This window comes from Vibrio clamense (genome assembly GCF_050337905.1).
Taxonomy (GTDB): Bacteria; Pseudomonadota; Gammaproteobacteria; order Enterobacterales; family Vibrionaceae; genus Vibrio; species Vibrio cortegadensis.
In genome coordinates, this window is the sequence record NZ_JAKJTJ010000024.1 from 171,389 (window position 1) to 192,647 (window position 21,259).

11 protein-coding genes are annotated in these 21,259 nt (G+C 45.5%); 2 read left to right on the forward strand and 9 right to left on the reverse strand.

Going from position 1 to position 21,259, the window contains the following annotated elements; all coding sequences use genetic code 11:
• Positions 1-373 precede the first annotated feature (373 nt).
• Positions 374-1,528 (forward strand): glutamine-hydrolyzing carbamoyl-phosphate synthase small subunit, encoded by a 1,155-nt coding sequence (carA, locus tag L4C39_RS13060; protein WP_017051063.1) that lies wholly within the window; start codon positions 374-376, stop codon positions 1,526-1,528.
• 16 nt (positions 1,529-1,544) lie between these two features.
• Positions 1,545-4,760: a carbamoyl-phosphate synthase large subunit gene (gene carB, locus L4C39_RS13065; RefSeq protein ID WP_261888538.1), complete on the forward strand. Its 3,216-nt coding sequence runs from the start codon at positions 1,545-1,547 to the stop codon at positions 4,758-4,760.
• Between the two features lie 90 nt (positions 4,761-4,850).
• Here carB and L4C39_RS13070 read toward each other — a convergent pair whose 3' ends face one another.
• The 9 genes from L4C39_RS13070 to gltB (L4C39_RS13110) all read right to left on the reverse strand — a co-directional run bounded on the left by L4C39_RS13070 (position 4,851) and on the right by gltB (L4C39_RS13110) (position 21,069).
• Positions 4,851-5,471 (reverse strand): TRIC cation channel family protein, encoded by a 621-nt coding sequence (locus L4C39_RS13070; protein WP_113799429.1) that lies wholly within the window; start codon positions 5,469-5,471, stop codon positions 4,851-4,853.
• Between the two features lie 72 nt (positions 5,472-5,543).
• A complete protein-coding gene (btuF, locus tag L4C39_RS13075) occupies positions 5,544-6,338 on the reverse strand; it encodes a vitamin B12 ABC transporter substrate-binding protein BtuF (RefSeq protein ID WP_240697128.1) in 795 nt (264 codons plus the stop codon).
• A 79-nt stretch (positions 6,339-6,417) separates the two neighbouring features.
• The gene (locus L4C39_RS13080; protein WP_113799425.1) at positions 6,418-7,371 is read right to left on the reverse strand and encodes a cobalamin biosynthesis family protein; all 954 of its coding nucleotides are present in this window, start codon (positions 7,369-7,371) and stop codon (positions 6,418-6,420) included.
• A 10-nt stretch (positions 7,372-7,381) separates the two neighbouring features.
• Positions 7,382-8,077 carry a 5'-methylthioadenosine/S-adenosylhomocysteine nucleosidase gene (gene mtnN, locus L4C39_RS13085; RefSeq protein ID WP_017051058.1) on the reverse strand — a complete coding sequence of 232 codons (696 nt, stop codon included), beginning with the start codon at positions 8,075-8,077 and terminating at the stop codon, positions 7,382-7,384.
• A gap of 140 nt (positions 8,078-8,217) precedes the next feature.
• Positions 8,218-8,646 (reverse strand): DUF1499 domain-containing protein, encoded by a 429-nt coding sequence (locus L4C39_RS13090; RefSeq protein ID WP_429746302.1) that lies wholly within the window; start codon positions 8,644-8,646, stop codon positions 8,218-8,220.
• An 86-nt stretch (positions 8,647-8,732) separates the two neighbouring features.
• Positions 8,733-10,145, reverse strand: a complete 1,413-nt coding sequence (locus L4C39_RS13095; RefSeq protein ID WP_429746303.1) for an FAD-dependent oxidoreductase — start codon at positions 10,143-10,145, stop codon at positions 8,733-8,735.
• Positions 10,146-10,161: 16 nt separating this feature from the next.
• Positions 10,162-14,625 carry a glutamate synthase large subunit gene (gene gltB / locus L4C39_RS13100; protein WP_429746305.1) on the reverse strand — a complete coding sequence of 1,488 codons (4,464 nt, stop codon included), beginning with the start codon at positions 14,623-14,625 and terminating at the stop codon, positions 10,162-10,164.
• A gap of 427 nt (positions 14,626-15,052) precedes the next feature.
• Positions 15,053-16,522, reverse strand: a complete 1,470-nt coding sequence (locus tag L4C39_RS13105; RefSeq protein WP_429746307.1) for a glutamate synthase subunit beta — start codon at positions 16,520-16,522, stop codon at positions 15,053-15,055.
• Positions 16,522-21,069 (reverse strand): glutamate synthase large subunit, encoded by a 4,548-nt coding sequence (gene gltB / locus L4C39_RS13110; RefSeq protein ID WP_136994151.1) that lies wholly within the window; start codon positions 21,067-21,069, stop codon positions 16,522-16,524. The genes L4C39_RS13105 and gltB (L4C39_RS13110) overlap by 1 nt, the downstream gene beginning before the upstream one ends.
• Positions 21,070-21,259 lie beyond the last annotated feature (190 nt).

The following is a 21,259-nucleotide window of genomic DNA, read 5'->3' on the forward strand; positions in this document are numbered from 1 at the left end:
TTTGGGTGTTTGATGTCTATTTTTCGTTATTGTTCTTATAATTTGTATTAAATTATTTAAAGTAACGATTGCGTATTGTCTATTTGTTTTTATGATCGATTGTTAGTGTGTATTTTTATCCCAAATAATAGTTTTACTGGTTTTGAGCTGTTTATTACATCTAAATGTTCTGTTTTGGGGCTTTTAGGGTGAAAGTTCGAATTTCGCGTTAAAAGACCATATTTATTTTCGAGTGAATGTTGACACAAATCACGCTAATCAATAGAATACCGCCAATTTGTCTAATTTCCATAAAAACGCTGGTTAATCGCGTAAAGGAAGGTAGAATTGCAAATTAAATCAACTTTAATGCATTTTTATTCTGGAGGTTGCCTTGAGTAAGTCAGCACTGCTAGTCCTAGAAGATGGGACGGTATTCCACGGTGAGTCCATAGGCGCAGATGGTTCCGCTGTTGGAGAAGTCGTTTTTAACACCTCGATGACGGGGTACCAAGAAATCCTCACTGATCCTTCCTATTCCCAACAAATTGTTACCCTCACTTATCCCCATATAGGCAATACCGGAACCAATTCCGAAGATGAAGAATCCTCTTCTATCCATGCCCAAGGCCTTGTAATTCGCGATCTCCCCCTCATCGCTTCTAATTTCCGTAATGAACAATCCCTTTCTGATTATCTTAAATCACAAAATATCGTTGGTATTGCTGATATCGATACGCGCAAGTTAACTCGAATCTTGCGTGAGAAAGGCGCTCAAAACGGTTGCATCGTTGCTTGTGCATCTTTGAAAGGTAGCCATATCGATGAAGCTTTGGCTCTTGCTAAGGCAAAAGAATTTCCTGGCTTGAAGGGGATGGACCTTGCGAAAGAAGTTACAACAAAAGAAGCGTATCAATGGAAGCAGGGTTCGTGGACGCTTACGGGTGGCCTTCCTGAAGCGAAAGATGATAGCGAATTGCCATACCACGTTGTCGCTTATGACTTCGGAGCAAAGCGTAACATCTTGCGTATGCTTGTTGACCGCGGCTGCCGCCTAACGGTTGTTCCAGCTGAAACATCAGCAGAAGAAGTATTAGCACTGAATCCAGACGGCGTTTTCCTATCAAACGGCCCAGGCGACCCAGAGCCATGTACTTACGCGATTGAAGCAACCAAAGTGTTCCTAGAAAAAGGTCTACCGATTTTCGGTATCTGTTTAGGTCACCAAATTCTAGCTCTAGCGTCTGGCGCTAAAACAGTGAAGATGAAGTTTGGTCACCACGGTGCAAACCATCCGGTGAAAGATTTGGAGCGTGATGTTGTGATGATTACTTCACAAAACCACGGCTTTGCGGCTGATGAAGCGACACTTCCTGAAAACTTGCGAGCAACGCATAAGTCTTTATTTGATGGCTCTTTGCAGGGAATTCATCGTACAGACAAACCAGCCTTTAGCTTCCAAGGTCACCCAGAAGCTAGCCCTGGACCAGAAGATGCAGCACCGCTGTTCGACCACTTTATTGAATTAATTAAATTGCATACAGCGTAAATCGGAGTAGTAGACAATGCCAAAACGTACTGACATTAAAAGCGTTCTTATTCTAGGTGCTGGCCCGATTGTTATCGGTCAGGCTTGTGAATTCGATTACTCTGGTGCTCAAGCCTGTAAAGCCCTGCGCGAAGAAGGCTACCGAGTTATTCTTGTAAACTCGAACCCAGCAACCATCATGACTGATCCAGATATGGCAGATGCGACTTACATTGAACCTATTCATTGGGAAGTGGTTCGCAATATCATCGCGAAAGAGAAGCCAGATGCAGTGCTTCCTACAATGGGTGGGCAAACTGCGCTTAACTGTGCGCTAGATTTAGAAAAGTACGGAGTGCTTGAAGAGTTTGGTGTTGAGATGATTGGTGCAACGGCTGACGCGATTGATAAAGCGGAAGACCGTTCTCGTTTTGATAAAGCAATGAAGTCGATTGGTCTTGAGTGTCCAACGGCTGATACCGCTAAAACAATGGAAGAAGCTTACAAAGTTTTAGATATGGTTGGCTTCCCTTGTATTATTCGCCCTTCATTCACTATGGGTGGTACAGGCGGTGGTATCGCATACAACAAAGAAGAGTTTGAAGAGATTTGTCGCCGAGGTTTAGACCTTTCGCCAACGAATGAGCTGCTTATTGATGAATCTCTTATCGGTTGGAAAGAGTACGAGATGGAAGTGGTTCGTGATAAAAACGACAACTGCATCATCGTTTGTGCGATTGAAAACTTCGACCCGATGGGTATTCATACCGGTGACTCAATCACGGTTGCTCCGGCTCAAACACTTACGGACAAAGAATACCAACTAATGCGTAATGCTTCTCTTGCAGTATTGCGCGAGATTGGTGTTGAAACGGGTGGTTCAAACGTACAGTTTGGTATCAACCCGAAAGATGGCCGTATGGTTATCATTGAGATGAACCCACGTGTATCACGTTCATCTGCTCTTGCCTCTAAAGCGACTGGCTTCCCTATCGCGAAAATTGCCGCAAAACTGGCTATTGGCTTCACGCTAGATGAGTTAATGAATGACATCACTGGTGGGGCAACTCCAGCATCTTTCGAACCAACAATCGACTATGTTGTGACTAAGATTCCACGCTTTAACTTCGAGAAATTTGCAGGTGCAAATGACCGCTTAACGACACAAATGAAGTCGGTTGGCGAAGTGATGGCCATTGGTCGTAACCAACAAGAATCTCTGCAAAAAGCATTGCGTGGCCTAGAAGTTGGAGCGACGGGCTTTGATGAGATGGTTGATCTAGATGCACCAGACGCACTAACCACGATTCGCCATGAGCTAAAAGAAGCAGGTTCGGATCGCATTTGGTATATCGCAGATGCCTTCCGTGCCGGTATGTCGGTGGACGGCGTATTTAACCTTACCAATATTGACCGCTGGTTCTTGGTTCAAATCGAAGACATTGTGAAGCTTGAGCAAGACGTGAAAGCGAGTGGCTTTGCTGGCTTAAATAAAGAGATGTTGAATAAGCTGAAGCGCAAAGGTTTTGCCGATGCTCGCCTGTCTAAGATTCTAGGTGTTGCTGAAAGTGAAATTCGTCGTCTACGTGACCAATATGACATTCACCCAGTATATAAGCGCGTAGATACGTGTGCGGCTGAATTCTCTTCAGATACCGCGTACATGTACTCATCTTACGATGAAGAGTGTGAAGCGAATCCGACAGATAAAGAGAAAATCATGATCTTGGGCGGCGGTCCAAACCGTATCGGCCAAGGTATTGAATTTGATTACTGTTGTGTACACGCTTCTTTAGCACTACGTGAAGATGGCTATGAAACCATCATGGTTAACTGTAACCCTGAAACTGTTTCTACCGATTATGATACCTCTGACCGTTTATACTTCGAGCCTGTTACCTTGGAAGATGTATTAGCGATTGTTCGTGTTGAAAAACCAAAAGGTGTGATTGTTCAGTACGGTGGTCAAACACCACTGAAACTGGCGCGTGAACTTGAAGCGGCTGGTGTGCCAATTATTGGTACAAGCCCTGATGCCATCGACCGAGCTGAAGACCGTGAGCGTTTCCAAGTGGCTGTAGATCGTTTAGGTCTTTTACAACCAGAAAATGCTACCGTAACGACGATGGAGCAGGCTGTTGAAAAGTCACGTGAAATCGGTTTCCCGCTTGTCGTTCGCCCTTCGTATGTATTGGGTGGCCGAGCAATGGAAATTGTCTACGATGAGCAAGATTTACGTCGCTACTTTAATGAAGCAGTGAGTGTTTCAAATGAATCACCAGTACTACTTGATAGCTTCTTAGATGACGCGGTTGAAGTGGATGTGGATGCCATTTGTGATGGCGAACGTGTTGTTATTGCGGGTATTATGGAACACATAGAACAAGCGGGGGTTCACTCTGGTGACTCTGCATGTTCTCTTCCTGCTTATACTCTCAGCCAAGAAATTCAAGACGTGATGCGCGAACAAGTTGAAAAGCTTGCTTTCGAATTGGGTGTTCGTGGTCTTATGAATACTCAGTTTGCGGTTAAGAATAATCAAGTCTACCTTATTGAAGTTAACCCTCGAGCTGCGCGTACGGTTCCGTTTGTTTCTAAGGCAACCAGTGCACCTGTTGCGAAGATTGCCGCTCGTGTAATGGCTGGTCAGTCTCTAGAGTCTCAAGGCTTTACTAAAGAGATTATTCCGCCTTACTACTCTGTAAAAGAGGTGGTATTACCGTTCAATAAGTTCCCTGGTGTTGACCCACTATTAGGGCCAGAAATGCGCTCTACGGGTGAAGTGATGGGGGTTGGTGCAACATTCGCTGAAGCTTATGCGAAAGCGGAACTTGGATGTGGCAATGTTTACCCAGAAGGCGGGCGTGCGCTTCTATCTGTTCGTGAAGAAGACAAAGAGCGCGTAGTCGATTTAGCTTCTAAGCTAATTAAACTGGGTTATCAGTTGGATGCGACTCACGGCACTGCGGTTATTCTCGGCGAAGCGGGCATCAACCCTCGCTTAGTGAATAAAGTCCATGAAGGTCGTCCTCATATTCTTGACCGTATTAAGAATAATGAGTACACCTACATTGTGAATACCGCCGCTGGTCGTCAAGCGATTGAAGATTCGAAAGTACTTCGTCGCGGAGCGTTAGCTGAGAAAGTGAACTACACGACAACGCTAAATGCAGCATTTGCGGTGTGTATGGCGCACCAAGAAGATGACCGAAATACAGTCACTTCCGTTCAGGAGTTACACGCAAAAATTTAAGCAAACGGATAGAGTTTCACTTTTGCTTATTCACTAATAGACAAAGCCCGCTGACATAGCGGGCTTTTTGTTTCTTTGGTCTTACTATCGCTATTTGTTCAACGCAAACGTCGGAAGAGATAAGTGCCAGCGAATTGCGCCAAGTCGAATGAATAAGGTAACAAACACGCCTGCTAAAAATGCACTAGAGTTATCGAGGTTCATGGCAAGAGCGATAGTATGTACTGCGCCACCAGCAATACAAGCGGTCGCGTACACTTCACTACGTAAAACCATAGGGACTTCACGTGCTAAGATATCTCGGATAATACCTCCACCACAGCCAGTGATTACGCCCATGATGACGGCAACAAGTGATGAATCTTGATATATTAAAGACTTCTCTACACCAATACCAACGAACGCAGCGAGACCAATCGCATCACAAACGGGCAGTACCCACCAAGGTAGACGTTTAGGACGACGAACTAAAATCATCGTGAGTAAACAGGTGATTAAAATTACCCACAAATACGTATTATCGGTGATCCAAAATACAGGGGTAGCACCAAGGGCCATGTCGCGGATAGTACCTCCGCCAATCGCAGTTACACTTCCAAGTACAATTACGCCAAAAGGGTCCATTTTTAGGCGTCCGGCGAGAATAACACCAGATATGGCAAAGATAGCAGTGCCAAATAAATCAATGAAGTAAAGCAGCATGGAGTCCATGTTACTGATCGCTCTTGTTAAGTTTACGGGACAGGATAGGACGCGAATTGTACGAGATATTTTCTTAAAAAGTTAGCGGTTTTGACGAGTGTATTCGAAGCGAGCGCACACTTCTTTAATTGCGTTTAATGTTCTTGGGGTTGGTCTGTTGATCCAGTCTGAATTTAATGACCACATATGCTGGTTTTTCACTGCGGGGATTTCAGCTTTCCAATTTGCCCATTGGCTTTGATCTTGTATTGCATGTTCAGAAGTGAAGATAACATCGGGTTGCTTTATCACCACTTGCTCAATACTGACTTGGGGGTAAGGCGCAGAACTATTAGCAAAGATATTCTCTCCACCGCAGAAACGAAAAATTTCACTCGGCCAATTACCTTGTGCAACCGTGATGATTGGCTTTTCACTGAGTTGATAGAAGTAGCGAACTGGCTGTGATACTTCATACTGTTGCTTGAGTTTCGCTAACCCTTTTCGGTATAGCTTCGCCGCTTGTAATCCAATATTGGGGTCATCTGAAAATTGACTCATCTGCTCGATGTTTTTTGCGATATCTTCCAATGTTTTCGTTTCAGAATCGTAAATAGTAAATCCAAATTGACGAAGTTTATCTAGCTCTCTCGGCGGGTTTCCAGCAGGCCAAGCAAGGATCAAATCAGGTTGCAGAGCAATAATTCGCTCGAGTTTTATGCCTTGATAATTCGCTACTTTTTCTAACGATTTTGCCGCGTCTGGGTAATCACTATGCGCACTCACCGCGATCAGCTTATCGCCTAAACCTGCTGCATAGGCAATTTCAGTGGCATGAGGTGCTAGGCTAATGACTCGCTTGATTTTATTACCGTCAGTGGTTGGAGTCGCGGACATTGCAAAACTAGACCACAGTGCATTCGTACCTATGACAAAACAAGTTAATAGAGATGGTCGAGATAAAAGAGAAAACACGCTAGATACCTTGATAGAAAAGCAGCAATAGAGCACTTTGCACGAGGATCCAAATAAGAATTCTCCCCGCGAGTAATTTTTGCAATTGAGATAAATGCAGAGCGGATGGGGCGATACGTCCACCAAGCTTCGCTCTAATGGTTTTCTTATCGTTATAAATAGCAGGGCCGCCTAGAGATAATTCAAGCTTATGCCCTATTGCTGCCATTAACCAACCGGGGCCGGGTAATGGCCAAGTTTTTCCTTGCTCAAGCATGCCTTTAAAAGCGATGGTGGCTTTGTCACCGATGACAATCATTAAGCTGAAAAGGCGTAAGGGGATGAAATCTAGAATGGCCACACAACGAACGACAGGAATACCGAATGGCGAAAATTGATGTCTACTTGGGGACCATGCACGAGCAAGTTCTGCGGTTAGGCGATACATCAGTGCGCCAATTCCACCACCAATGGCATACCAAAATAGAACGCACACTACATTGCGACCATAGCCCATTATGATGGTTTCTGCGCCTGCTTTTCCAAGCCCTAATGTCGATAGGCTTTCTGTTTGACGGTTGACGATAGGGGCCAATAAGCGTCTTGCTAGTTTTTTATCTTCTTTAGCTAATGCTGAGACTAGTTGGTTTGCAAGCTTCTCATTATTACGCCAGTCAATGGCAATCAGTAAAAGAGCTAATTCAAAAAGTTGTGTTTGCCAAACTAACGGTTTAAGTGCCAGCATCACAGCAAGAGCGGGTAGGCACATGAGTAACCAAGCGAGGCTCCCAGATACAAGACTTTGTGAGTAGTTGTTATTGGTGTTGACTTTACTCGCTAGCAGTTCAGCGAATTTATGCCACAGCGTTGTGGGATGAGCGGAGTGCGGGATGGGTAAAATCAGGTGAAATAGCAGTGCTCCCCACATTACGAGGAGCACGCCATTTGCAAACAGTTGGTCAAATAACTCTTGCATCAATTAAGACTTACTTTAGGAGCTCAACCATTTTGAATACCATCTCTGATGAGCTTTGAGCCGCCAAAGGTAGGAATTCTTCAAAGCTCATTGGTGATTCTTTATCTGCTACATCAGAGATTGCACGTACCACAACAAATGGAACTTTGAATTGGTGACACGCTTGAGCAATAGCCGACGCTTCCATTTCAACCGCTACAACCGAAGGGAAGTGCTTACGAATGAATGCTTGACGCTCAGGAGTGCATACAAAAGCATCGCCAGTACAGATGAGGCCGCGTACTGCGTGCTTATCATCCATTTGAGCCAGCGCTTGTTCAGCAACGGCCATTAGTTTCTCGTCAGCTTTGAACGCTGCAGGTTGACCTGCCATTTGACCGATTTCGTAGCCAAATGCCGTCACGTCAGCATCATGGTGGCGCACTTCAGTTGAAACAACCACATCACCTAAGTTTAGAGATGAGTCAAAACCACCGGCAGAACCTGTGTTTAGAACAACATCTGGTTGGTATTCGCTTAGTAGGATAGAAGTACCTACCGCTGCTGCAACTTTACCAATACCTGATTGAAGCAAAACAACGTCAACACCATTTAGTTGACCAGAGAAAAAGGTACAACCGCCTTTATTGATCTCTTGTGCATTTGAAATTGCGTCTTTAAGGATGGTAACTTCTTGTTCCATCGCACCGATAATACCGACTTTCATAGTGTATCTCTTTGAAAAATGACTGATTGAATTGGGGCGAAGTGTAGCATAAATCATGTGATAAATGACTAGGGAGAGTGATAATTAGTCATGCTCTCCCTTGCTATCATTGATGAATTACTGTGCGAGATTGTCGATGGTTATTTAATAAGGTTTTTACTGAGTAGTTCCGCTCTTAATTGCTCGACTCGCTTTCGATTCACACCAAAATCAGAGTAACCTACACGGGATTCCGATCGCACGATCAGAGTTTCGCCCGTAATTCTGAGTTCTAAATCGTCTACAAATCGCATTATTTTACTGGTCGATTCAATGCGTAGGTAGTCAGTTTCTTTCGTTGCTGTTTTAGCGCCTGGAAGCGTAAGTGCCACCGCTTCGATAGCATCCATCGTTGCATTAGGAGTAAGATGGAAAGGAGCAACTGAAAATTCATCACGACTATCTTGAGTGGATACACAGTTGGGTTTATCACCACATGGGGATGAAGTTCTATCTGTCATGCTGGCTATTCCTTGGCTGCAAGCGGTAAGTGTGGCTAAGCTCAAAACAATAAAGGCTACTTTTTTCATATGATTCCCTGTTTATCACTCCAATATGATGGATAACGAAAAGGATCCAATGCGGATCCGTTTCGTACAGCTTATTCTTAAGTGGTTCAGATATCTAGATAATCTAGAATTCCTTCCGCCGCTTTGCGCCCTTCATCAATAGCAGTCACAACTAAATCGGATCCTCTTACGGCATCACCGCCAGCGAAGATTTTTTGATGACTGGTTTGATATTGAAACTCTTGTTCAGCAGGGGCCTGAATTCGTCCCCATTGATCAAGATTAACACCAAAAGGCTGTAGCCAATCCATCTTGTGTGGCTGGAAACCAAATGCCATGATCACCACATCAGCATCAATAATATGTTCGCTATCTGCAACGGGCTCAGGTCTACGTCGTCCTGCTGAATCGGCCTCACCTAGTGCGGTTTTTACCACTTTGACACCACAAACTTTCCCAGACGCATCGATCTCTATATTTAAGGGTTGAAGGTTGAATTTGAATTGAACCCCTTCCTCTTTTGCATTTTTTACTTCGCGTCTAGATCCGGGCATATTGGCCTCATCTCTACGGTAGGCACAAATGACGTTCTTCGCGTTTTGACGAATGGATGTACGAACGCAATCCATCGCGGTATCTCCTCCTCCGAGGACAACGACATTTTTACCCACCATATCGATAAAAGGATCGTCGGTGTGGAGATCCATCACTTTATAAGTATTCGAAATTAGAAATGGAAGCGCATCATAGACTCCGGGAGCGTCTTCATTTTCAAGTCCCGCACGCATGTTTTTGTATGTTCCTACTCCGAGAAAAACCGCGTCGTAGTCATCGATTAAGGTTTGGAGTTGTACATCTTTTCCGACTTCCACGTTCATTTGGAACTCGACACCCATTTCGCTGAAAATTCGACGACGATTTTGCATCACCCCTTTCTCTAATTTGAATGATGGGATCCCAAAAGTCAGTAAGCCTCCAATTTCAGGGTAACGATCAAAGACAACGGGTTTTACTCCATTTCGAATAAGAATATCAGCCGCAGCGAGCCCTGCTGGTCCAGCACCAATAATGGCGACTTTCTTATCTGTCATCTCAACATGAGACATGTCAGGTTTCCAACCCATCTCAAAGGCTTTGTCGTTAATATACTTTTCAATATTACCAATAGTGACAGCACCAAAATCATCATTTAGGGTACAAGATCCTTCGCACAGGCGATCTTGCGGGCACACTCGACCACACACTTCGGGCAAGCTATTGGTTTGATGAGAAAGTTCTGCTGCTTCAATGATTCGTCCTTCATTAGCGAGTTTCAGCCATTGAGGGATGTAGTTATGTACTGGGCATTTCCATTCGCAATAGGGGTTTCCACAGTCCAAACAGCGATCTGCCTGAGCCGTCGCTTGTTGCTTGGTGAAAGGTTCGTAAATTTCTACAAACTCGATCTTACGAATTTTTACCGGTTTCTTCGCTGGGTCGACGCGTTTGACATCAATAAATTGGTATACGTTCTGGCTCATGATAAGACTCCTTCTATTACTGGGCTTGAACGCGTAGTTCTGCAGAGCTACGGCTTTGATGTCCGAGTAGCGTGCGCAGATCAGCGGCTTGAGGTTTAACAAGGTAGAACTTTGGAATCCATTCATCAAAGTTGGCTAATATGTTTTCGGCGTGTGTTGATCCTGTCTCTTCTAAGTGTTCGGCAATTAAGCCACGTAAATGTTCTTGGTGAATATAGAGATCCGCTAGAGAGACCGCTTCCACAGATTCGTTGTTTACTCGCCCTTGGAAATCTTGGTTTTGATCCATCACATAGGCAAAACCACCGGTCATACCCGCGCCGAAGTTCACACCTGTCGCCCCTAGGATTGCGACAATCCCTCCGGTCATATATTCACATGCGTTGTCTCCTGCACCTTCTATAACAGCGATAGTGCCTGAATTACGAACACCGAATCGTTCGCCTGCGGTGCCGGCCGCAAATAGCTTTCCTCCGGTTGCGCCATATAAGCAGGTGTTGCCAATAATGGTGGCGTCATTGCAGTTAAATGCCGTGCCTAGATGGGGTTTGATAACGATTTTTCCGCCAGCCATGCCTTTACCGACGTAATCATTGGCATCGCCAGTAAGATACAGCTCTACGCCACCCGCATTCCATACACCAAATGATTGCCCTGCGGTTCCGTTAAGGTGCAGTTTAATCGGTGTTCCAGCCATGCCTTGATTACCATAACGCTGTGCGATCTCTCCTGAGATCCGAGCTCCGATGGATCTGTCGGTATTGATGACATCGTAGTAAAAATTGTTACTCTGTTTTGCTTCTATACTGGTTAACGCATCATCTAAAATGGTTTGGTTGAGCTGCGCTTTATCAAAAGGAGCGTTTGGCTCTGTCCAAAATAGTGGATGCCCTTCAGGAGATACAGGAGCTTCGAGTACTGCTGATAGGTCGAGCTTACTCTGTTTTGCGGTCATGCCTTGTACGGTTTCAAGTAAGTCGGTACGTCCAATCAAGTCTGTTAGCTTTTCGACTCCAAGCTCAGATAGGTGTTCGCGTACCTCTTCGGCCAATCCAATGAAATAATTCATCACCATTTCAGGAAGACCTTTGAAGTACTCTCTACGCAGAGTTTCATCTTGGGTTGCCACACCAGTCGCGCAGTTGTTGAGATGGCAGATCCGTAAGAACTTGCACCCCATTGCGACCATTGGCGCGGTGCCAAAACCGAAACTTTCAGCACCAAGGATTGCTGCTTTGATGACGTCTAGACCTGTTTTCAATCCACCATCGACTTGTAAGCGGATTTTGTGTCGCAGACCATTAGCGACGAGCGCTTGCTGGGTTTCAGCTAAACCTAACTCCCATGGGCTCCCCGCATATTTCACGGAGGTGAGTGGGCTTGCGGCGGTTCCGCCATCGTAGCCTGAAATCGTGATGAGGTCGGCATAGGCTTTGGCAACGCCAGTGGCGATGGTGCCAACTCCGGGTTCAGAAACGAGTTTGACGGAGATTAAGGCTTTTGGATTCACTTGTTTGAGATCGAAAATCAGCTGCGCAAGATCTTCAATGGAATAAATGTCATGATGTGGAGGAGGGGAGATTAACGTCACTCCTTGAACGGAATGACGTAATTTAGCGATTTCAGCCGTCACTTTATGCCCTGGGAGTTGACCGCCTTCTCCGGGTTTTGCGCCTTGTGCGACTTTAATTTGTAGTACATCCGCATTGACGAGGTAGTGTGGGGTTACGCCAAATCGACCGGAGGCAATCTGCTTAATGCGTGAATTTTTCTCAGTGCCAAAACGGCGAGGATCTTCACCACCTTCTCCTGAGTTAGAATAGCCACCTAAACGGTTCATGGCGGTGGCTAACGCTTCATGAGCTTCAGGGCTCAAGGCTCCAATCGACATGGCAGCAGAATCAAATCGTTTGAATAGTTCAGTGCTCGCCTCAACTTGTTCGAGTGGCAGTGTCTGTCCTGTTTTCTTTAATTGCATTAAATCTCGCAGCATCGCGACTGGGCGAGAATTCACTTGTTTGGCAAAAGCTTTGTAATCGGAAGTCTCTCCAGATTTCACAGCTTGCTGTAGTGTACCGACCACATCTGGGTTGTAAGCATGATACTCGCCGCCATGAACATACTTCAGTAAACCGCCATGTTCGATACTCTTTCTTTTTGCCCACGCTTTGCGAGATAGGTTGTGTAGGTCTTGTTGGAAATCATCAAAGGTAGCGCCTTGAATACGAGTCGTCACGCCTTTAAAGCAGAGATCTACCAACTCTTGGTGTAAGCCCACCGCTTCAAATAGTTGAGAGCAGCGGTAAGAGGCGATGGTTGAAATGCCCATTTTGGACATGATTTTGTATAACCCTTTGTTGATGCCATTTCGATAGTTCAACATGACTTGGCTATAACTTTTCGCGATCCCACCTTCGTCAATCACCTTGCCTAAGGTTTCGTAAGCTAGATATGGATAGACAGCGGTTGCACCAAATCCAAGCATAACGGCAAATTGATGTGGGTCTCGCGCAGTTGCAGTTTCTACAATGATATTGGCATCACAACGAAGGTCGGTTTCAGCTAAACGAACTTGCACAGCCCCTACCGCCATCGCTGCTGGGATCGGTAATGTTGCTTTCTCAATATTACGATCTGATAGAACGATAAGAACGGTGCCTTCGCGGACAACTCGTTCAGCTTGATCACATACATGAATGAGGGCTTGCTGAAGATCTTTTTCGTCTGGGTTGTAATTTAGATCAACAATGGTATGTCGGTAGTGTTTATCACTAAGTGCCAATAGTTGCTGCATATCGGAGTGCAGTAACACGGGGGATTCAAAGCTTACTCGGTAAGCGTGTCCATCGGTTTCGCAAAAGACATTCATTTCCTGCCCGACGCTGGTGGCAAGTGACATCACATGCTTTTCACGCAAAGGGTCTATGGGAGGGTTAGTCACTTGGGCAAACTTCTGACGAAAATAGTCTGTAACCAGTCGCTCTTTAGATGACAATACCGCCATTGGCGTATCGTCTCCCATTGAGCCTGTCGCTTCTTGTCCCATGTCTCCCAATACACGAATGACTTGATCAACCTCTTCATTGCTCATCGCAAATTGTTTTTGGTACGTTTTCAGTTGATCGTTATCGAGAGATCGCTCACCGACTTGGTCATCTTCAAGATCTGAAAATGGCGTCAGTTTATGGACATTATTTTCCATCCACTCTCGGTAAGGGTGACGATTTTTTAGATCGTTATCGATCTCACTGGATTGCCATAGCTTGCCACGACGAGTATCGACAACGAGTAATTCACCAGGCCCTACACGACCTTTTTCTGATACCTCATCAGGCGTGTAATCCCAGATCCCAACTTCAGATGCGAGAGTAATCAGGTTATCTTTTGTTATCACATAGCGAGCAGGTCGTAGCCCATTGCGGTCTAAATTACAGGCGGCATATCGCCCATCGGAAAGGACTATCCCTGCTGGGCCATCCCAAGGTTCCATATGTTTGGAGTTGAAATCATAGAAGGAACGTAGATCGGGATCCATGTCTGGGTGGTTCTGCCAAGCGGGCGGAACCAGCATCCTCATCGCGCGGAATACGTCCATGCCTCCAGATAAAAACAGATCGAGCATGTTATCTAAGCTTGAAGAGTCTGAGCCTGTTTCATTCACAAATGGGGCGGCGGTTTGTAAGTCGGGCAGCAGTGGCGATGAGAATTTATAAGCACGAGCGCGAGCCCATTGACGGTTACCTTCAATGGTATTGATTTCACCATTATGAGCGAGATAACGAAACGGTTGAGCCAGCGGCCAGCGAGGTTGGGTATTGGTTGAAAAGCGCTGGTGGAACAAACAAATTGCGGATTCCATTCGCAGATCGGCTAAGTCTAAATAGAATCTTGGTAAATCCGCAGGCATGCAGAGCCCTTTATAAACAATGACTTGAGTTGATAGGCTGCAAATATAGAATTCATCATCATTTTGGATGCTTTTTTCGATGCGGCGACGAGCAATATACAGTCGGCGTTCTATGTCTCTTTCTCGCCATCCTGCGGGGGCTGAAATAAACACTTGTTGAATGCTGGGCAGAGATTCGGTTGCGATTGGCCCTAGAACATCGGCGTTAATCGGAACTTCTCTCCAGCCTGAAACGGTTAAAGTTTCTTGAGCGAGCTCTTTATTGATGATGTCGCGAGCAAGCTCTGCTTTCACTGGATCTTGATTGAAGAAGATCATCCCGATGGCGTATTGCTTGCCAAGTTTCCAATGGTTCTCTTCTGCAATGAGTCTTAGGTAGGTATCTGGCTTTTGTAGTAACAGACCGCAACCATCACCCGTTTTTCCATCGGCGGCAATGCCCCCTCGGTGAGTCATTCGATCCAATGCTGAAATAGCGGTGCGGACTAGTTTATGGCTTGCTTGGCCTTCCATGTGCGCGATGAGGCCAAATCCACAGTTATCTTTTTCAAGATTTGGATTATATAGAGCCATTGCAATTCTCCTTTTGCTTCCTGCTTCTTTAGCAGAGAAATGACTAACTATTCTTTATTGTTGTTATTTTCTCTATAGTTATGCACTTTTATTGACTTGTTGTTTTTAACAAAAATCATCATTTTTGTTTTCGATAGTTTCACAACGTATAGCTTATTATGCAAAAGGTCAAGTTATTGGTTGTTTGTTGCGCATTTTGAGTATTAACCAAATATTACCCTATCTATGTTTAATTGAATCAAAGAGATAGATGTTGTTTTATTTACAATTAATTAACCTAAAAGCATAGAAAGGCAGGGAGTTATGAGTATAAAAAAGGCCAGCACGAATGCACTGGCCAAAAGTCTGGAAGGACTTGTCGAACGTATTGTGACGCTAGCGTAAGTGAACGGCTTATCGGCTAGCGTTATTTACTTATTCTGTTCTCTTAAGCTGAAAGCATAAGTGAGTCAGATTTTGCTTCTAGGTTTGTGCCACCCATGAGGTAATTATCAACTTCGCGAGCGGATTCACGTCCCTCATTGATACAGCGTACCACTAACGATTGACCTGTTCGCATATCACCAGCTGCAAAAACACCTTTCTGGTTGGTCGCAAAACCATTCGTCGCAACGTTACCGCGTTCGTCAAGCTTGATATCAAGTTGAGCGAGAACACCCGTTGGTTCTGGATGTAGGAAGCCCATTGCTAGGAATGCCATATCACATGGAATGACACGCTCAGAATTTGCCACTTCATCAAACCCAGGGCGTTCGCCTGGTTTTGCGTCTTGCCACACGATATCAGCGATACGAAGCCCAGTAACATTTCCGTTATCGTCAGAGATAAACTCTTTGGTCAAAATATTCCAGTGACGCTCACAGCCCTCTTCATGTGAAGTGGTTGTTTTCATAATCATTGGGTATTGAGGCCAAGGCATATTTGCAGGGCGTTTTTCAGGTGGAATTGGCATTATCTCAACTTGAGTAATACTTGCTGCGCCATGACGGTTAGATGTACCTACGCAGTCAGAGCCCGTATCACCGCCACCGATAACCACAACATGCTTGCCTTTGGCGTGGATCTCTTTGGTTTTCAAATCCATCTCATTGGCACGACGGTTATTTTGGCCTAAGAACTCCATCGCAAAGTGAACCCCATTGAGTTCACGGCCCGGGATAGGCAAGTCTCTTGGAACGGTTGAGCCGCCAGTTAATAGTACGGCATCAAACTCTTGACGAAGTTGCTGAGCATTGACATCAACACCGATATGTTGGTTCACTTTGAATTCAACGCCGGCCTCCGCCATCAGGTTGATCTTACGATCAATCACGTCCATACCCAGTTTGAAATCTGGGATACCAAAGCGCAGTAAACCGCCCACTTTTTCATCTCGTTCAAACACCGTGACTGAATGACCAGCACTGTTTAGTTGCTCTGCCGCAGCTAAGCCGGCAGGGCCAGAGCCGATGATAGCAATCATCTTTCCTGTGCGAGATCGTGGTGTTTTCGGTTTTGCGTACCCTTCACGGTACGCCGTTTCTACAATTGTTTTCTCGATATTACAGATAGTGATTGGATCTTGGTTGATACCAAGAACACATGCACTTTCACAAGGAGAAGGGCATACACGACCTGTAAATTCAGGGAAGTTGTTGGTAGAGCTTAGAATGTTCCAAGCTTCTTCCCAGCTATCACGATAAACCGCATCGTTAAATTCAGGGATGATGTTACCAATCGGACAACCGCTGTGACAGAAAGGAACACCACAGTCCATACAACGAGAGGCTTGAGTATTTATCTTGTCACCAAACTCTTCGTTAAGTACAAACTCTTTGTTATCTTCAATTCGAACCGATGGGTCGAGCTTTTTTGGAAGCTCGCGACCATGTTCTAAAAATCCAGTAGGCTTACCCATTATACTGCCTCCACTTCTTCCGTTTGTGCTTGCTCTGCTTCAGTCTTACGCTTTTGAAGAACGGCTTTGTAGTCACGTGGCATTACTTTCACCATCGTGGCTAGGCTTGCTTCAAAATTGTCTAGGAATGACTGAGCAACTTCACTTCCTGTGAGTTGAACTTGCTTGGTTAGCATCTCTTTCAGTAGTTCGCGATCTTCTGCTTCAATTGGGTCTAGGTCGACCAGTTCAGGGTTTAGCTTGGTATCAAAATCACCAGCTTTATCCCAAACGTAAGCGACACCACCACTCATACCTGCCGCAAAGTTACGACCTGTTGAGCCAAGGATCACTGCAACACCGCCAGTCATGTATTCACAACCGTGGTCACCAATGCCTTCAACAACGACTTTCGCTCCTGAGTTACGTACACAGAAACGCTCACCTGCCATGCCGCGAATGTAAGATTCACCAGACGTTGCGCCATAGAAACATACGTTACCCACTACAATGTTATCTTCAGCAACTATGGATGATTTTGCGTTAGGGTAGAGTACTAGCGTACCGCCTGATAGACCTTTACCCCAGTAGTCGTTCGCGTCACCTTCTACTTCGAACTTCACGCCTTTCGCAAGGAAAGCACCGAATGACTGACCAGCCGAGCCATTGAACTTCACGTTCATTGGTTGTGGTAGGCCTGCGTCTTTATAAATCTTAGATATTTCATTCGACAACATAGTACCCGCTGAACGGTCGGTGTTGATGATAGGGAATTCAGCGTTCACTGCTTCGCCTTTTTCAAGTGCTGGAATAGCTGCTTGAATCAACTTACGGTCTAGTACGTCTTCTAAGTTATGGTTTTGTTGTGTCTGGTTATAAACGCCATCTTCTGCACGAGGCTGTTCAATATGCAGAACAGGTGACAGATCTAGGTTCTTGTATTTCCAGTGCTGAATGTCGTCACGAACTTTAAGTTTGTGAGATTGGCCGACCATCTCATCGATAGAGCGGTAGCCAAGCTCAGCCATCACTTCACGCAGACCTTCAGCCATGTACTGGAAGAAAGTCACAACGTCTTCTACGCGACCATCGAAACGTTCACGCAGTGTCTTGTTCTGTGTTGCGATACCAACAGGGCAAGTGTTTTTGTGACACTTACGCATCATGATACAGCCTTCAACAACCAGTGCGGCTGTTGCTACGCCCCATTCTTCAGCACCAAGCAGTGTTGCGACTGCAAGGTCACGCGGAGTTTTCATCTGACCATCAGACTGAACCACGATACGATTACGTAGGCCATTTTTCAGTAGTGTTTGGTGAGTTTCCGCTAGACCCAGTTCCCAAGGCAAGCCAGTGTGACGGATAGAAGACATCGGAGATGCACCTGTACCACCATCAAAACCTGCGATGAGGACTACGTCAGCTTTCGCTTTCGCTACGCCTGATGCAATCGTACCAACACCCGCTTCCGATACTAGCTTCACGTTAACGCGACCATTACGGTTCGCGTTTTTCAGATCGTAGATCAGCTGGGCTAAATCTTCGATTGAGTAGATATCATGGTGTGGCGGTGGAGAAATCAGACCGACACCCGGAGTCGAGTGACGTGTTGCACCGATCCAGTCATCAACCTTATCACCTGGCAATTGACCACCTTCACCTGGTTTTGCGCCTTGAGCCATCTTAATCTGTAGCTCATCTGCATTAGATAGGTAGTAAGAGGTCACACCAAAACGACCTGAAGCAACTTGTTTGATGGCTGAACGTTCCCAGTCACCGTTCTCTTTGCGCTCGAAACGGGTTGGGTCTTCGCCACCTTCGCCAGAGTTCGATTTCGCGCCAATGCGGTTCATCGCAACGGCGAGTGTTGAGTGTGCTTCATGAGAGATAGAGCCAAATGACATTGCACCTGTCGCAAAACGCTTAAGGATTTTTTCAATCGGTTCAACTTCTTCAAGTGGAATAGAGCCTGCTGGGTTCTTAACAAAGTCTAATTGGCTGCGCAGTGTTGCCGCATGATCGCCTTGGTCATCAACGGCTTTCGCGTACTTCTTGAACTGACCGTAGTCTTTGTTACGTGTTGATTCTTGCAGTAGCGAAATCGTTTCAGGGTTAAACAGGTGTTTTTCACCACGTTGTTTCCACTGATAAACACCACCCACATCAAGAATCTGTACTGGGATTTCACGTGTTGGATAGCCAATGCGATGACGCACCATCACTTCTTTAGCGATGTCATCAATAGTTAGACCTTGAATACGTGAAACAGTACCAGTGAAGTATTTATCGACCACCGACTTACTTACGCCTAATGCTTCAAATATTTGAGCTCCGTGGTAAGACTGTAGCGTTGAGATACCCATCTTCGAGAAAATCTTCAGTAGACCGCCGTTGATAGAGTTACGGTAGTTTTCGAATAGATCTTTGATGTTGGTTTGTGGATCGAGCTTCTTAGTGCGCTGTAGATCCACCATAGTTTCGATAACTAAGTATGGATTGACGGCGTTTGCGCCGTAGCCGATTAGCGTTGCGAAGTGGTGTGTTTCACGAGCATCACCCGTTTCAACCACAATGTCACACTTAGCTCGTAGACCTTTACGGATCAGATGGTGGTGAACCGCGCCAACCGCAAGCATCGCTGGAATCGCAGCATGGTTCGAGTTCACTGCACGGTCAGTCAGAAGGATAATAGAGTAACCGTCAATCACTGCATCTTCTGCGTATTGGCAGATACGCTTAAGTGCGCGCTCTAGCTTACCTTCGTCTTCACTGGCTTGGAATACGATGTCTAGCGTCTTCGCTTGTAGGTGCTCGTTATCGATAGCACGTAATTTTTCAAGCTCAGAGTTTGATAGAACAGGAGATTCAAGCTCAACTTTCTGACAGTGTTCTGGTGACTCAGCAAGTAGGTTCTGATCTTTACCTAAGTAAGTATTCAGAGACATCACCATACGCTCACGGATCGGGTCGATCGGCGGGTTAGTTACCTGAGCAAACAACTGTTTAAAGTAGTTGGATAGATGTTGAGACTGGTGCGAAAGGATCGCTAGTGGCCAGTCAGCGCCCATTGCAGAAAGAGGCTCTTTGCCATCTTTCGCCATCGGCACGATGATTTCATTTACTTCTTCTGAACTTACACCGAACGCTTGCTGTTTGTGTAGTAGCTTTTCTGGTGTCGGTTGGCTGAATTCGTTTTCTGCATCAGGCAGTTTGTTGAGGTTCAGAAGATTATCTTCAACCCATTTCTCGTATGGTTGCGCGTTGGCAATGCCATCTTTCACTTCTTCATCAGAAATGATGCGACCTTGTTCTAGATCTGCAACGAAGATACGCCCTGGCTGAAGACGACCACGGAACTCAACGTTTTCCGGCTCAATTTCTACCACACCAGATTCAGACGCCATCACTAGGAAGTCATCTTTGGTTACTGTGTAGCGAGAAGGACGTAGGCCATTACGGTCTAGTGTGGCACCAACTTGAACACCATCGGTGAAACAGACAGATGCCGGGCCATCCCATGGTTCCATTACATTCGCGTGGTACTGGTAGAACGCACGACGAGTTGGATCCATATTTTTATTTTCTTGCCACGCTTCCGGGATCATCATCATCAAGGCATGTGGCAGGCTGCGACCAGAAAGAACCAGAAGCTCTAGTGCCATATCGAAGTTAGATGAATCCGAACTGCCTTCCTGACAAATAGGAAGAAGCATGTCGATTTCGGCTTTGGTGAAAAGATCAGATTCAATGATCGCTTCACGCGCTTTCATCCAGTTCAAGTTACCACGAACCGTATTGATTTCGCCGTTATGCGCGATGTAACGGAAAGGCTGAGCTAAACGCCAGCGTGGGAATGTATTGGTAGAGAAACGAGAGTGAACAAGCGCTAGGGCACTCACCATCGTTGGGTTTTGAAGATCTAAGAAATATTGAGGCACTTGCTCAGTCGTTAGCTGACCTTTGTACACCACCGTCTTGTAAGACATCGAATTGATGTAGAAGTCATCCCCAATATTTGACACGCTTTCTAGGCATACACGAACGGTGTAGTTACGTAGAACATACAGTTTACGTTCAAGCTCTTCTGGAGTGCTCCCCGGTCCGCCAGAAATAAACACGTGCTCAAATTGAGGTTCAGTGCTTAATGGATCTGCACCAATCATTGAATTGTCAGTTGGAAGTTCACGGTAACCGATAACTTCTAACTCAAGGCGTTGTGCATTGCGTTCTAAAATGTCACGACACTGCGCACGCTTATGTTCATCTTTAGGGAAAAGTACAACACCAACACCATATTTTTCAAAAGATGGTAGCTTAATCCCAAGCTTTACGGCTTCTTCTAGTAAGAATTCGTGAGGCTTTTGTAGCAGGATACCTGCACCATCTCCAGAACACGGATCGCAGCCTTGACCGCCACGGTGTTCCATACGTGCAAGCATATCGAGTGCTTGAGTTACTACATCATGAGATTTGCGATTCTTTAGATGCGCAACAAAACCGATACCACAAGCGTCATGCTCCAGTTCAGGAGTATACAGACCCTGTGAGTTCTGCTCTTGATCTACCATAGATACATCCTTCCAGTTTAATCTAGGCGCACTTTGCCTAAGCGAGTGAACCTTGTCCTTTTATATTTATGAATCTAAACCAGCCTATGTGTGTGGCTAGCTTGAGTCCTTTCTGTCTTTCGCAGGAAAAATTTTGCGAAAAAAACAATCCTTAGTGATATCCGTTTAATTGAAGCCACAAACTAGTGGT

Coding starts and splice junctions, on each gene's coding strand:
- L4C39_RS13090 (WP_429746302.1), bottom strand. CDS start 8,646: ATGAAAAAAGTAGCCTTTATTGTTTTGAGCTTAGCCACACTTACCGCT.
- btuF (WP_240697128.1), bottom strand. CDS start 6,338: ATGTCCGCGACTCCAACCACTGACGGTAATAAAATCAAGCGAGTCATT.
- L4C39_RS13070 (WP_113799429.1), bottom strand. CDS start 5,471: ATGGACTCCATGCTGCTTTACTTCATTGATTTATTTGGCACTGCTATC.
- L4C39_RS13080 (WP_113799425.1), bottom strand. CDS start 7,371: ATGCAAGAGTTATTTGACCAACTGTTTGCAAATGGCGTGCTCCTCGTA.
- gltB (WP_429746305.1), bottom strand. CDS start 14,625: ATGGCTCTATATAATCCAAATCTTGAAAAAGATAACTGTGGATTTGGC.
- mtnN (WP_017051058.1), bottom strand. CDS start 8,077: ATGAAAGTCGGTATTATCGGTGCGATGGAACAAGAAGTTACCATCCTT.
- gltB (WP_136994151.1), bottom strand. CDS start 21,069: ATGGTAGATCAAGAGCAGAACTCACAGGGTCTGTATACTCCTGAACTG.
- carB (WP_261888538.1), top strand. CDS start 1,545: ATGCCAAAACGTACTGACATTAAAAGCGTTCTTATTCTAGGTGCTGGC.
- L4C39_RS13105 (WP_429746307.1), bottom strand. CDS start 16,522: ATGGGTAAGCCTACTGGATTTTTAGAACATGGTCGCGAGCTTCCAAAA.
- L4C39_RS13095 (WP_429746303.1), bottom strand. CDS start 10,145: ATGAGCCAGAACGTATACCAATTTATTGATGTCAAACGCGTCGACCCA.